Source organism: Psychrobacter sp. 1U1 (assembly GCF_051847535.1).
Taxonomy (GTDB): domain Bacteria; phylum Pseudomonadota; class Gammaproteobacteria; order Pseudomonadales; family Moraxellaceae; genus Psychrobacter; species Psychrobacter saeujeotis.
In genome coordinates this window covers 13,889-27,868 of the sequence record NZ_JBPYDD010000001.1, presented here as the reverse complement: position 1 = coordinate 27,868, position 13,980 = coordinate 13,889, and the positions used below count along the sequence as shown (strand labels likewise).

Sequence of the window (13,980 nt, the reverse complement as noted above, 5' to 3'; positions counted from 1 at the left end):
CTACAATTATTCATTTTGATGAACGACTTCAACTATTGATTCCAATTATCTATCCCCAATTGTGAGATGACTATGAGTGACAAGCCTTCTTTAAGCTACAAAGATGCCGGTGTTGATATTGATGCAGGCGATGCGTTGGTTCAACGAATCAAATCCGTAGCAAAAGCCACTACTCGCCCTGAAGTTGTGGGTGGTCTGGGCGGTTTCGGCGCGTTATGTCGTATTCCGACAGGTTATACTTCTCCGTTACTGGTCTCTGGTACTGATGGTGTCGGTACCAAGCTTAAATTGGCGTTACAACTAAACCGTCATGACACTATTGGCATTGATTTGGTCGCCATGTGTGTTAATGATTTATTAGTATGCGGTGCAGAGCCATTATTCTTTTTAGATTATTATGCGACTGGTAAGCTGGATGTTGATGTGGCGGCAACTGTGGTTACAGGCATCGGTGATGGTTGCAAGCTTGCCAACTGCGCACTTATCGGTGGTGAAACAGCTGAGATGCCAGGCATGTATCAAGATGATGATTATGACTTAGCAGGTTTTTGTGTTGGCGTGGTCGAAGAAAGCGAGGTCATCACTGGTGAAAATGTCAGCGAGGGCGATGTATTGATCGCACTTGCTTCAAGTGGCGCGCACTCAAACGGCTACTCTCTTGTACGCAAAGTTATTGAGGTAAGCGGCGTTGATGTCACTAGCAGCGATGAGCAGCTAGACGGCCAGCCTATTCAAGATGCCCTAATGGCACCGACTCGTATCTACGTAAAAGCCATTAAAGCTTTGCAAGATACGCTTGGTAGCTCGGCTTTACATGCAATGTCGCACATTACTGGTGGCGGCTTAACAGACAATCTACCACGCGTATTACCAGATAATTTGGCTGCTAGTATTGATACGAGTAGCTGGCAGTTCTCAGAGCTATTTACGTGGCTACAAACCCAAGGTAATATCGAGCAAAGCGAGATGTATCGCACCTTTAACTGTGGGGTTGGTTTTGTTATCGTAGTACCAAAAGACAAAGCAGATATCGCTATTAAAACGTTGAACGAGGCAGGTGAAAACGCTTGGCAAATCGGTGAAATGGTTAGCCGTGAAGCAGACGCAGTGGTATACCGTTAATGCCAGACAGTCATAAAAAAGATAGTCATAAAAAAGGGAATCACAAGCCATTGCGAGTGGCTGTCTTAGTATCCGGTAGCGGTAGCAATTTGCAAGTGTTAATAGACGCGGTACAAGCAGGTACACTACCAGTTGAGATAGTCGGGGTCATCAGCAACCGCGATGACGCTTATGCCATCACACGCGCAAAAGATGCTTCTATTCCAGTAGCAGTGTTGTCACATGCTGCGAGCGGTAAACGCATGGGGATTAAGACTTTTGAGACTCATGCCAGCGCCCAGTTAGCGACATGGCAACCTGATCTGATTGTATTGGCGGGCTTTATGCGGGTGCTAGGCGCCGAATTTATCGACAATATGTCAGCGCCAATGATTAATCTACATCCTTCTTTATTGCCGGCCTATAAAGGGCTTGATACGCATCAACGCGTCATACAGGCAGGCGAGCGTCAGCATGGTTGTAGTATTCATGTGGTTACAGCTGAGCTGGATGCTGGTGCTGTTTTGACCCAAGCAGTGCTAGACATAAATCATAAAGATACTGCTGATAGTTTGCAAACACGTGTGCAAACGCTTGAGCATCAATTGTTACCTTGGACAATTTTGCTAATATCCAAAGGTGTCTTGTCGTTGAACAACGAGCAATTATCAAATCAGAAACCTACCTATATGCCGACATTACCTTTGAAGCTATATTTAAACAGTTAAAGCAATGGCAAGAAGCAAAAAAAGATATTAACCATTTAAAACTATCGATCATAAAAAAGCCCAGTCATTCATACTTTGAATAACTGGGCTTTTTACTGTTCACTTTTAAAGAGTATTTAGAGGGTTTTAGCTCTCAATACTTTTATGCATTATTAACCTTTATGGACGTGTACACCTTTGATGTTAACAAACTCTTTAATACCAAAGCCACCATGTTCACGGCCATGACCTGAGTTTTTTACGCCGCCAAATGGTAGTGCTGGATTGGCAAGACCATAGCCATTGATATATACCATACCTGTATCAAACTCTTCATTGGCTAAGCGAATAGCTTTGTCTTCATCTTTAGAGAAAATTGCACCGCCCAAACCATAACGGCTGTCATTAGCAATACGTAAGGCATCATCTTGATCTTTAGCACGTATTAGCGATGCTACTGGACCAAATAGCTCGTCGTCATAAGCTGGTTGGCCTTTTTCAACATTTTCCAAAATAGTCGCTGGATAGAAGCTGCCCTTACCTTCTGGTAATTTACCACCAACAGATACAGTAGCACCTTTGCTTACACTCTCTTCTACTTGCTCATGCAGTTTTTCTTGCAGATCTTTGCGCGCTAGCGGACCAAGATCAGAGCTATCATCCATCGGATCGCCTGCTTTTTTGCTTTCAAACTCTTCAACGATGCGCTTACGGAACTCGTCATACAAACTATCAACAACGATAAAGCGTTTTGCAGCAACACAAGTTTCACCATTATTAATAAGACGCGCGAGAGTGCAAGTTTGTACTGCAAGCTCTAAGTCAGCATCTTCCAAAACGATAAATGCATCGTTTGAGCCCAACTCTAGGACTGCTTTCTTGATTGCTTTTGCTGCTTGCTGACCGACGATGCTACCTGCACCATCACTACCAGTAAGCGTCACACCGCGTACTTTATCATGGCCAATTAGAATTTCTGACTGATCATGATCAATTAGAATAGTACGGAATAAGTCGTTCGGTAAGTCAGATTCATGGAATATTTTTTCAATTAATAAGCCAGAACCAGTCACGTTTGCTGCGTGCTTAAGCAGAATGCTGTTACCTGCCATCAAATTGGCGATGGTATAACGGAACACTTGATAAGCTGGGAAATTCCAAGGCTGCATACCATAGATAACACCAATGGGCTGATAAGTGACAACACCTTTTTTGAGACCTTCAATGTCACGTTCATCATCAGCAAGCGCGGCCACACCCTTCTCTGCGGTGTAATCACAAATCGCTTTACATAGATCAATTTCTTGTAAACTCTGACTATAAAGTTTACCGCGCTCCTCAGTCATAAGTCGAGACAGCTCCTCTTTGTACTTCATCAAGGTCTCGCCAATAGAGTTAATAACCTTCGCACGCTCTTCATGGCTAGTTTTGCGCCATTCTAAAAACGCCTGATGTGAGGCTTCAACAATCTTATTGACCTCCTCATTACTCATATAGTTATATTCTTTAATGTCTTCGCCTGTTGCTGGGTTTACAGTAGTAATATCTGCCATGATTATTAACCTTATCTATTTGTTTAGTTAATTGATAAATTGCTTAGATGACACTAATTATGAAAAATATATTTCTTAGCCTGATCATCTAGGCTTAATTAGTTATTATTTTGAAAATATTCGTTAGACGTTCATTTTAAATATCTTCTTGCTTAACGTTTAACTTTTTTAAGTTGGAAGTATCATAACAAAACTATTTGGCTTACAGTTTTACAAGATATAAAGAAATGTGCTCAATATGTTAAGAGTGTGACTGTCTTATTAAGAAATACTTAACCAATGCCAGGTTTAAGCAAATAAAAAACCAGCACGGTAGCTGGTTCTATACTGTCTCTTTTCTAATAAATATATGAATAAGAGATGCTTATTCGTCATTTTTTTAGAACAGATGATTAATAGTAGGTATTTCTTGCTCCTGATTCTCTTCATCAGCAACCACTTGCCGTGCGACATGCATAATTAGTTGCCGTAACCAGCGATGAGCTGGATGATGCTGTAGTAACGGTGACCACGCCATTGTTAGCTCAAACTCAGGAATAAAAAATGGTGGCTCTTTCATCATGATGCTGTCGTTGTTAGCCTGCATGCGTGCAACTCGTGTCGGCAATGTGGCAATCAAATCTTTATTTGCTGCAAGCATCGCTGGCATCTGATAATGACGAGTAAAGACGCTGATCTGTCTTTTTTGTCCCAAACGTTGCAATGCTTGGTCAATAGAGCCAAGTCCCCCAGATTTTTCTGGATTGACACCGAACCCCACGCCCATACCAGTTTTAGACACCCATACATGTTGCGCTTTTAGATAGTTTTTGAGATTAAAACGATTGGCATAAGGGCTTTCTGATGCTAGCAAACAGCTAAAAGTATCACGCCAAACCAATACTTGATGAAAGCTTTGTGGTATCTCATTAAAGCGGTTAATCGCCAAATCGACTCGGCCCTGCTCCATATCACGATAAGACACATCTGATGGCGTTAAGAAGTCCAAAATGACATTGGGTGCTTCAGAGCGTAAGGCTTTGACCAATTTTGGTACTAATGTCGCTTCGGCATAATCTGAGGTCATAATACGAAAGACACGTGATGTGCTATACGGACGAAATTCTGTACGGGGTTCTAGCACTTGAGTCAAATCAGCAAGTATTTCGCGAATACGCGGTTGTAACTCTAAAGCTCTCTCAGTCGGCGTCATGCCTTCAGATGAACGTACTAACAATGGATCATTAAACAGTTTGCGTAAACGACGCAGTATATTACTCATCGCAGGTTGAGTAATGCCAAGCTGCTCAGCTGCACGAGTAACGTTTTTTTCTCGTAGCAACACGTCTAAATGTACCAGTAAATTCAAGTCTACCCGCTGCAAATTCATATATGTGTCTCTTTACCTTAGAATAAATACCACTATAAACGCGGCACTTTTTGTCCTGTTATTGAGTACAAGCTATCTATATTAAAATGAAATAAGGATAATTTTGGAGTGGCTTTCTTATTATATACGCATTATAACTTAATTCATCTATCATAAATCGTTGTTTTATAAATACTATCATCATAAAAAATACCCAAGATAATAATCATAAACTAGATAAATCAAGATAACCTAGCTATAGTGTTTAGCAAGTGCTTAATTAGTTTTTGTTATTTATCAGGCTATCACTGTGAACTTAATAGATTAGTTACAACGTGTATTTTATCGCATTTTCATGCGGAAATACGGACATAACATTTATTACCCCTACTTATTTTTTGCTATTGTTTGTTCTTAAGCTTGGATTAGGTATCTGTATCTTTCAAGATAACAAGCACTTTGTCCATCGAATAAGCCTTATAAAAGAACCCATTTAGCCTGAAATAAAAAATAAACAATAAAAGCTGACCAAATCGACAGGTTTTATTTGCTTTTATGATAATTTTCTTATAGTTTAGTAGAGCTTGCTAACGCAAAAGGTTTATATTTTAATTTTTACTTCTGCCAGCATTTTTCTATACATACCAAAATTATTCCAATACTTCTAACTTACTGTTTTACACCCCACCAAGGAGATTATAGATGTCAACTGCTTATAAATCAGCGATCGATGTAGTACGTGAACTAAAACAAAAACACGGTAACTGGCAAAATATCAGTGAAACCGATGCGGCGCGTATGATGTTACAAAACCGTTTTAAAACAGGTTTAGATATCGCTAAATATACTGCAAAAATCATGCGTCAAGACATGGAAGAATATGATAATGATACCTCTCAGTACACCCAGTCTTTAGGTGCTTGGCATGGTTTTATTGCTCAACAAACCATGTACGCTAAGAAAAAATACTTTGGCACGACTTCTAAAACCTATATTTACCTATCTGGTTGGATGGTTGCTGCTCTTCGTTCTGAGTTTGGTCCTCTACCTGACCAATCTATGCATGAAAAAACCTCAGTTGGTAAGCTAATCGAAGAAATCTATACCTTCTTACGTCAAGCTGATGCTAAAGTATTGAACGACTACTTCCGTGAGTTAAATGCAGCTGAAGAAGCGGGTCAAGACACTAAAGCTATCTTAGAAAAAATCGAAAACTTTGATTCACATGTTGTGCCAATTATTGCTGATATCGATGCAGGTTTTGGTAACGAAGAAGCGACTTACTTATTGGCCAAACAGCTAATCGAAGCGGGTGCTTGTGCGCTACAAATCGAAAACCAAGTATCTGATGCAAAACAGTGTGGTCACCAAGCTGGTAAAGTAACTGTCCCTCATGAAGACTATATCGCAAAGTTAAATGCTATTCGCTATGCATTCTTAGAGCTTGGTGTAGAAGATGGTGTTATCGTTGCCCGTACTGACTCTGAAGGTGCGTCTCTCACGCAAAAAATCCCAGTATCAAACGAGCCAGGCGATCTTGCTTCTAAATATATCGACTTCCTAGAAATGGAAGAAGTGAGCATTGAAGAAGCCAACGAAAACGACAGCTTACTTAAGCATGACGGCAAATTAGTACGTCCAGTACGTATGCCAAACGGCCTATATAGCTTCCGTGAAGACACCAATATCGATCGCGTGGTACTTGACTGTGTGACGGCGCTAGAGAATGGTGCTGATTTATTATGGATTGAAACCCCAACGCCAAACGTTGAACACATCAAAATGATGGTTGATCGCATTAAAGAGCAGCAACCAAAAGCGAAGCTTGTTTATAACAATAGCCCATCGTTCAACTGGACGCTAAACTTCCGTAAGCAAATCATCGCTCAGTGGGAAGATGAAGGTAAAGACATCTCTAAGTACAATAAAGATGACTTGATGAGCGCTGATTACGACGGTACTGAGCTTGATACAGCAGCTGATGAAGCGGCTAAAAACTTCCAAAAAGATGCCTCACGTGAAGCAGGTGTATTCCATCACTTAATCACCCTACCAACTTATCACACTACAGCATTAAGTGTACATGAGCTTGCTAAAGGCTACTTTGGTGAAGAAGGTATGCTTGCCTATGCTGCTGGCGTCCAGCGTAAAGAAATCCGTGAAGGCATCTCTTGTGTTAAGCACCAGGCAATGGCAGGTTCTGACCTTGGTGATGACCACAAAGAGATCTTCTCTGGTGACAACGCGCTTAAAGCTGGTGGCGGTAAAAACACCATGAACCAGTTCTAGTAACCCACTACCTATAATGGTATTTTATAAATACCAGTTATAAAAAAAGCCGCTCTGCATTATGTAGGGCGGCTTTTTTTGTGCGCTCTGTTAAGCCAAGCAAAAATAAAGTTTTACTTGTTATTCAGCGATAGCTTTCATACGATGGTAGTCACCTAGATAATAACTTATATAGTATTAAAATAATCGGGAGCCATTATGCAAGAGATTGAGCTAAAGTTTTTGGTACCAGAGTCGCGACTAAAAGGTCTAATGCGTCAAGCGCAAGTTAAATCCTCAAAGCATATGCAACTGGCGGCGCATTATTACGATACGTCTGATCAAAAGCTTGCGCAGGCTGGCATTGGTTTACGTATCCGTAAAGAAGGCGATACGTGGGTGCAGACCATCAAAGCTGGTGGTGATGGTATTGCTGCGCGCCTAGAGCATAATGCTGTATTAGATAATGAGCAAGTACAGGCAATGCTAGATAGCGACACACTAGCGCCTGATTTAACAATTTACAAAGATACCTCGGTAGCCCCTGCTCTTGCTGCTTTTAAACTCAAAAAGTTGGCTAAAAAACTTACACGACTATATGTGACCGATGTAGAGCGCATCACACGCTTATTAATAAAAGACAATAACGATGAAGATGAAGATGGTAGTAGCATTGAGATGGCATACGATCATGGCGAGGTCATCCATGGTCTTGATGATACTCAGCGAGACTCTATTCAAGAAATCGAGTTTGAACTGGTAACAGGAGATGTAGATTTTTTGTTTGCGACAGCCAAGACATGGTGCAAACGTTATAAGCTTTGCTTGTCTACTGTCACCAAAGCTGAGCGCGGTGGATTACTGATAAGAGGACAAAACCACAGTGCAGCGGTTAGTGCTGACCTAAGCCAGCTAACCGTCAATAAAGACAGTAGCATGCCTGCATTTGTGCGCGCAGCCGTGCATAACTGTCTATTGCATATATTACCAAATAGCAGTGCTATCGTAGCGGGTAGCATTGATAATACACATGTCTTGCAATTGACTATCGGACTCACTCGCTTGCAAGCTGCCTTGACAGTGTTTGCCGATTATTCTGATGAGATCAACCCTGATTGGCTACCAATATTAACACAAACCGCAGCCTTACTTAGTGACTACCAAGAGCTTACTTACCTAGCCGCTCACATCGAGCCCAAGCTACAAAGTTGCGGCGCACCTAGCGTTGATTGGACAGCAGATATCGATGCACTCAAAATTCAGCCACTTGATGTCGTAAGCGCCAATGACTTTCAACTTACGTTATTAGAGCTGATTGCTTTTACCATGAGTGATCCAAGTCTCGAACCAAAAGCAGATAAGCCTGCTGTCGACAAATTGGTGAAGACTCTATCGAAGCAGTATACAAAGTTTATTGAAACTGAGCGAAGATTACAGGATAAAAATGCAGCCAACGACAATGGGCCTTATAGCGAAGACTCAAAAAGCGTCAATCTAAAAAGCAGAAATCATAATCAGGTCCAAGACGACTTATATTGTCAGTTAGTAAACTTGCGTTATGCCAGTGAATTTGCCTCACGCTTATTGAATAAGAAAAAAGCTAAAAAGAAAACCAAACGCTGGCTAAAACATGTATTAAAAGCACAAAAAGCAATGGAGAAATATCGTAAACATGCACTATATCAACAGCGTTATCAGTTAAAATCTGCAACAGATATTAATGCGCTATATGGTGCAGGATGGTTTGCTGCCACGCTAAAAAAAGACGTTAAACGCGCTAAAAAACGCTTGGCTAACGTTCAAGATAGCCCCACCTTTTGGTAAACGTGCTAATAACGGTATAACAAAGATATAGAGTAAAAAAGACAGCCCTATTGGTAGGTGCTGTCTTTTTAAGCTTTAAATGAATAAATATAACGTTATCTATTGTCTACAAAATCATTCATTAGCTTGCAACTATAGTAACGGCATCTCCCTCTTCAACTTGATCAAATAGCTCAACGATATCCTTGTTACGCATACGTACGCAGCCGTGTGAGAGGGGGATACTCATAGGTTCAGTATCTGGTGTACCATGAATATAGATGTAACGCTGATAAGTATCACAGCCACCCTGGTTATTATGGCCTTTATTTACCCCTTCTTCTAGACCACTTAACCATAATATACGGCTCAATATCCAGTCGCGATTAGGATTTGATATACCAAGAGCTGCGTTGTATACCTCGCCTGTTGGCACACGTCCAACAAACACAGCATTCATAGGCTCACTACCTCCTATCTTTTCTGCAACGATGTGCTCGCCAAGTGGTGTACAGCCACTATCTTGCTGACTGCCAATGCCGTTTTTTGCCGTTGATACCGTATATTGAACTGCAACTTCGTGCTGCTTGTATAGAGTCAAAGTCTGCTGAGCAATGTTAATAATTAGCTGTTTATCAAGACTTGCGTGATTGTTCATAAAAGCATCCGATTGTTATTCATGACATGACCAATAGCGTTATGATTAAAATTGGTCAAAATTTCTATTATTAGGGGATTGTATCAAGACATTTGGCACCGTAATATAGAGGCACATTCTTTGATGCTAGCAGATTATGACGACTATTTCACCGACACGTGTGTCGATGTATGACTTTTTATATCAAGATATCCAGCCGATGATATCATTATTAGCTGATGTGTCTCAGCTATCATTACCGCAGACGCGTCTTGCCGTTGGTTCTGGCTTACAAGCAATAGTATGTGCTTTACTTACGTATCAGCAGCGTTATCAAGGACAGTCGGTTAGCAAAAAACTATTCAATCGCAGTGCTATAAAAGAGCTGCGTCGATATAACTCTATGAATTTTGCGACTATCGATGCGACATTATACTATCGTCATGATACTGCTGATACTGTATTTAAAGACAGCACTGATATTATTAAAGCTAGCGATCACATTGCCAGTCAAATTGATGCTACTACTGTGCAGGTACAAACATTACTTAAGTGCTTGTGCATTATTGCTCTACGCGAACTTGCGATACTAGCAGACTATAGTCAACTTGATTATGATGAGATAGACAAGTGGTTCGCCTTACAGCCTCAGTTTTTATCAGCGGAGCGATTTACCACTACTGTGTCAGACATTATCCCTACGAATGTAGAACCCACTACTAGTAAAGCACCTAATATAGAAAATACAGAGACCGAGCTAGAAAACACAGAGTTAAAACGTTTAAATAACGAGCAGTTATCAACTATGCCACCAGCCTTTGATCCCTTTTGGTATGAGCTGATGGCATTTACCCCGAACAATAATGAATCTGCACAAGACATGCAGCTTGCAACCGGTAATTATTTAAAGGCAATTGGTCGTTCATCTGAAAACATACAGCAAGGCGGCCATAATGATTTACTTATGTTCGCAGAGATGTCCGCTGTTACGTTACCACACCAGCGCTGGTTACTACAGTTGGCTAAAATTTCAGAGATTTACTTGCAGCGTAATCGTCTGCGTATTACTTCTGAACCCGAAAATCCACCAAAACCTCCGTTGGTTAGCTTAGGGGTTATGAACGGCAATAGCGATAATACTCCAGCGACCATTAGCGAAAAACCGATTGAGTATGACGCCCCGGCTCCTATTTGGAAAAATCCTGTCATTTTAATTGTTATTCTTGTCATCGGAAGTCTTAGTGCTCTTGCTACTTTGAAATATCAGATGCAAAAGTCTGCTGGTGTCGTCTCTGCAACAGAAGAGGTATTGGCTCAAGATTCTGTCAAAGAGCGTCAGCAGCAGGATGTCGCTATTGTCATGGTAAACGATGACGAAAATGAGGCTAAAGAAACCGCTACAGCTGAGTAAATAGCAACTAGGATTACATAGTTTTAAATGCTGTGCTAGAACACATTTATAATAAAAAACAGAGACACTACGAATATAGGTCTCTGTTTTTTACGCTTTAGAGGGTTATTTAACTATTAAAGATAGTTTCTTTTGATTATTTTGATAAGTCGCGGCCACGACTGGCTTCGATAGCCAAGCGCAACCCATTTAGACGGATAAAGCCTTCTGCATCTTTTTGATCGTAAGCACCAGCATCATCTTCAAAAGTTGCAATTTTTTCGTCAAATAACGAATCATCAGACTTACGACCAACGACGCTGACACTGCCTTTATACAGCTTCACACGTACCGTACCATTGACGTACTCTTGTGATTTGTCGATTAGCGCTTGTAGCATCATACGCTCAGGGCTGAACCAATAACCGTTATAGATGATTTTTGCGTAGCGCGGCATCAGCTCGTCTTTTAGATGGGCAGCTTCACGATCTAGCGTTAGTGATTCAATACCGCGATGCGCTTTTAACATGATCGTGCCAGCTGGCGTCTCGTAACAACCGCGTGACTTCATACCAACGTAACGGTTTTCTACAATATCCAAACGGCCGATACCATGTTTACCGCCAATCTCATTGAGCTTAATCATGACTTCGTAAGGCTTAAGGGCTTCACCATCGATAGCAACGATATCCCCTTTTTCATACTCAAGTTCTAAATACTGCGGCGCGTCAGGCGCTTCTTCTGGGCTCACTGACCAGCGCCACATATCATCTTCGGCTTCTGTATACGGCTCCTCTAACACACCGCCTTCATAAGAGATGTGCAAAAGGTTGGCATCCATCGAGTATGGTGACTTTGTCTTTTGATTGGCATAATCAATGGCAATGTCGTGCTCTTCGGCGTACTGCATCAAGCTCTCACGGCTAGATAAATCCCATTCACGCCATGGTGCAATCGTCACAACATCTGGAGACAAGGCAACCGCACCCAGCTCAAAACGTACTTGGTCATTACCTTTACCAGTCGCGCCATGGCTAATTGCATCAGCATTGTGTTCTTTGGCAATTTCAACCAAACGTTTGGCAATCAATGGTCGTGCAATAGAGGTGCCGAGTAGGTACTCGCCTTCATAAATAGCATTGGCACGGAACATTGGGAACACATAATCGCGAGCAAACTCTTCACGTAAGTCTTCGATATAGATGTTTTTGATACCCATCGCTTCAGCTTTAGCGCGTGCTGGCTCAACTTCCTCACCTTGACCGATGTCAGCTGTGAAAGTAATCACTTCAGCATCATAAGTTTCTTGCAGCCATTTAGCGATAATTGAGGTATCAAGGCCACCTGAATAGGCTAATACGATTTTATTAATATTTTTTGGGTCAAGCTGAGCCATGAACAACTCCTAATATAAGAATGTAGTTATCAGAAAAAACACTGACAATGAATCGAAGTTTAAATTGCTTAATCAGTGTACATCATATTCACAATTGGCAAAAGGACAACGACTTTGTAAGCGATGATTTATCAGATATATCTGTCATATCTGCTAGTAACGCTATCATGTTTAAAAAGCATCACTATTAATAGCAGATTACGCGGTTATATTCGGGCATATATTTAGTCCAGCGGTCAAATCTGCTATGATGGTTAAGGTTCATACAGCATTATAAATAAACAGGGTGATGAACACACAGCGTTGTGTAAAGCAGGCCATTTGATCACACGTTTTTATAGCTAAAATAATTGCACACAAGCTTTTGCTCAAATCAAAGTGGCCAGGTCACAACGTTTATACCTTAGTATGTTTATACCTTAGTATATTTTACACTCCCCTTTTTTCACTACCTCAAGACATAGAACACTATGACTCAAATTACTGATTCCATTAAAGAGCTAACCATTCTGCAGCCAGACGATTGGCATATTCATTTGCGTGATGATGACGCGCTAGCGACTACTGTAAAACACGCAGCTGCAAGTTTTAATCGCGTTATTTGTATGCCAAACTTGGTACCCCCAGTCAAAAACGTAGATGATGCCCGCGCTTATCGTGAGCGCATATTACAACACCTGCAAGCCAGTGACTTAGAGGCGGGACGCAAAGCTGCCTTTGATCCGCGAATGACTTTATATCTAACCAATCAAACCACTCCAAAAGATATCGAATTAGCTGCTCAGTCTGGTATCGTACAAGCAGTCAAGCTTTATCCTGCAGGGGCCACAACCAACTCTGCTGATGGGGTAACTGACATCAATGCTTGCGTTAATGTGTTTGAAGCCATGGAAAAGCACAATTTACCACTGCTATTACATGGCGAAGTGACGCACGATCATGTCGATATTTTTGACCGTGAAAAAAGATTTTTAGAGGAAGTGCTTGGACAAATTATTGCCAAATTTCCTACCCTTAGGATTGTGATGGAGCATATTACCACTAGTGACGCCGCTGACTTTGTCTTGGCTCAAGGCAATCAAGTAGCAGCTACGATTACCCCGCAGCATTTGATGTTCAACCGTAACCATCTCCTACTTGGCGGTATTAAACCGCACTTTTATTGTTTGCCTATTCTAAAACGTAAACAGCATCAAGAAGTACTGCTCAATGTGGCTACTAGTGGCAGTCCAAAGTTCTTTTTAGGAACGGACTCAGCGCCACATGCTAAGGATAAAAAAGAGGCTGCTTGCGGCTGTGCTGGTTGTTATAGCTCATCAATAGCCCTACCTTTATACGCAACCGCATTTGATAGTATTGGCAAAATTGACAAACTAGAAGGCTTTGCCAGTCGTTTTGGTGCTCAATTTTATGGCCTGCCAGTCAACGAAAACACTGTTACTCTAACCAACAACCCTATGCAAGTGCCGGCAGGTTACCCTTATTTTGATGGACAAACGCTTACCCCACTCATGGCTGGTGAGACGCTACCATGGTCTATCAAAGCTTAAACCGTACTTAAAACTCTTAATGCGACTGAGATGCTGTGAGTGTTCCATTACTATTACGTTAGTAGTATTGGACACTTTGAGCATGTCAATGTATTTATATCATCGATAAAAGTGACTTAACTTAATATGACCATTCAAAACGACGCTACCTTGTCTAATGATGATTCATTACACATTCAAACTAATAAGCCTTCATGTAATCATAAAGGTATAGACTTACCTACTGA

At 41.2% G+C, this 13,980-nt stretch carries 10 protein-coding genes; 6 read left to right on the top strand and 4 right to left on the bottom strand.

All coding sequences use genetic code 11. The annotated features are described in order from the left end of the window. Positions 1–72 precede the first annotated feature (72 nt). Both purM and purN read left to right on the top strand, forming a co-directional pair. On the top strand, positions 73–1,122 hold the full coding sequence (purM, locus tag ACS8FB_RS00115; RefSeq protein WP_439260433.1) for a phosphoribosylformylglycinamidine cyclo-ligase: 1,050 nt from the start codon (positions 73–75) through the stop codon (positions 1,120–1,122). Beyond that, positions 1,122–1,829: a phosphoribosylglycinamide formyltransferase gene (purN, locus tag ACS8FB_RS00110; RefSeq protein WP_439260432.1), complete on the top strand. Its 708-nt coding sequence runs from the start codon at positions 1,122–1,124 to the stop codon at positions 1,827–1,829. The genes purM and purN overlap by 1 nt, the downstream gene beginning before the upstream one ends. A gap of 152 nt (positions 1,830–1,981) precedes the next feature. On the opposite strand, the gene ACS8FB_RS00105 is transcribed toward purN, so the two are convergent. After that, positions 1,982–3,361 (bottom strand): NAD-dependent succinate-semialdehyde dehydrogenase, encoded by a 1,380-nt coding sequence (locus tag ACS8FB_RS00105; protein ID WP_439260431.1) that lies wholly within the window; start codon positions 3,359–3,361, stop codon positions 1,982–1,984. Positions 3,362–3,740: 379 nt separating this feature from the next. After that, positions 3,741–4,730, bottom strand: coding sequence for a LysR family transcriptional regulator (locus ACS8FB_RS00100; protein ID WP_439260430.1), 990 nt, complete (start codon positions 4,728–4,730; stop codon positions 3,741–3,743). 681 nt (positions 4,731–5,411) lie between these two features. Here ACS8FB_RS00100 and ACS8FB_RS00095 point away from each other — a divergent pair. Both ACS8FB_RS00095 and ACS8FB_RS00090 read left to right on the top strand, forming a co-directional pair. Then, a complete protein-coding gene (locus tag ACS8FB_RS00095) occupies positions 5,412–6,998 on the top strand; it encodes an isocitrate lyase (protein ID WP_299217030.1) in 1,587 nt (528 codons plus the stop codon). 198 nt (positions 6,999–7,196) lie between these two features. Continuing rightward, a complete protein-coding gene (locus ACS8FB_RS00090; RefSeq protein WP_439260429.1) occupies positions 7,197–8,801 on the top strand; it encodes a CYTH and CHAD domain-containing protein in 1,605 nt (534 codons plus the stop codon). A gap of 121 nt (positions 8,802–8,922) precedes the next feature. On the opposite strand, the gene ACS8FB_RS00085 is transcribed toward ACS8FB_RS00090, so the two are convergent. Then, positions 8,923–9,438, bottom strand: a complete 516-nt coding sequence (locus ACS8FB_RS00085; protein ID WP_439260428.1) for a L,D-transpeptidase family protein — start codon at positions 9,436–9,438, stop codon at positions 8,923–8,925. A gap of 136 nt (positions 9,439–9,574) precedes the next feature. On the opposite strand from ACS8FB_RS00085, the gene ACS8FB_RS00080 reads away from it, so the two are divergent. After that, a complete protein-coding gene (locus ACS8FB_RS00080; RefSeq protein ID WP_439260427.1) occupies positions 9,575–10,828 on the top strand; it encodes an alpha/beta hydrolase family protein in 1,254 nt (417 codons plus the stop codon). Positions 10,829–10,964: 136 nt separating this feature from the next. Here ACS8FB_RS00080 and ACS8FB_RS00075 read toward each other — a convergent pair whose 3' ends face one another. After that, a complete protein-coding gene (locus tag ACS8FB_RS00075) occupies positions 10,965–12,203 on the bottom strand; it encodes an argininosuccinate synthase (RefSeq protein WP_299217041.1) in 1,239 nt (412 codons plus the stop codon). A 470-nt stretch (positions 12,204–12,673) separates the two neighbouring features. On the opposite strand from ACS8FB_RS00075, the gene pyrC reads away from it, so the two are divergent. After that, a complete protein-coding gene (gene pyrC, locus ACS8FB_RS00070) occupies positions 12,674–13,753 on the top strand; it encodes a dihydroorotase (protein ID WP_439260425.1) in 1,080 nt (359 codons plus the stop codon). Positions 13,754–13,980 lie beyond the last annotated feature (227 nt).

Excerpts from the sequence above, each read along its gene's own strand:
- purM (WP_439260433.1), top strand. The coding sequence starts at position 73 with ATGAGTGACAAGCCTTCTTTAAGCTACAAAGATGCCGGTGTTGATATT.
- purN (WP_439260432.1), top strand. The coding sequence starts at position 1,122 with ATGCCAGACAGTCATAAAAAAGATAGTCATAAAAAAGGGAATCACAAG.
- ACS8FB_RS00105 (WP_439260431.1), bottom strand. The coding sequence starts at position 3,361 with ATGGCAGATATTACTACTGTAAACCCAGCAACAGGCGAAGACATTAAA.
- ACS8FB_RS00100 (WP_439260430.1), bottom strand. The coding sequence starts at position 4,730 with ATGAATTTGCAGCGGGTAGACTTGAATTTACTGGTACATTTAGACGTG.
- ACS8FB_RS00095 (WP_299217030.1), top strand. The coding sequence starts at position 5,412 with ATGTCAACTGCTTATAAATCAGCGATCGATGTAGTACGTGAACTAAAA.
- ACS8FB_RS00090 (WP_439260429.1), top strand. The coding sequence starts at position 7,197 with ATGCAAGAGATTGAGCTAAAGTTTTTGGTACCAGAGTCGCGACTAAAA.
- ACS8FB_RS00085 (WP_439260428.1), bottom strand. The coding sequence starts at position 9,438 with ATGAACAATCACGCAAGTCTTGATAAACAGCTAATTATTAACATTGCT.
- ACS8FB_RS00080 (WP_439260427.1), top strand. The coding sequence starts at position 9,575 with ATGACGACTATTTCACCGACACGTGTGTCGATGTATGACTTTTTATAT.
- ACS8FB_RS00075 (WP_299217041.1), bottom strand. The coding sequence starts at position 12,203 with ATGGCTCAGCTTGACCCAAAAAATATTAATAAAATCGTATTAGCCTAT.
- pyrC (WP_439260425.1), top strand. The coding sequence starts at position 12,674 with ATGACTCAAATTACTGATTCCATTAAAGAGCTAACCATTCTGCAGCCA.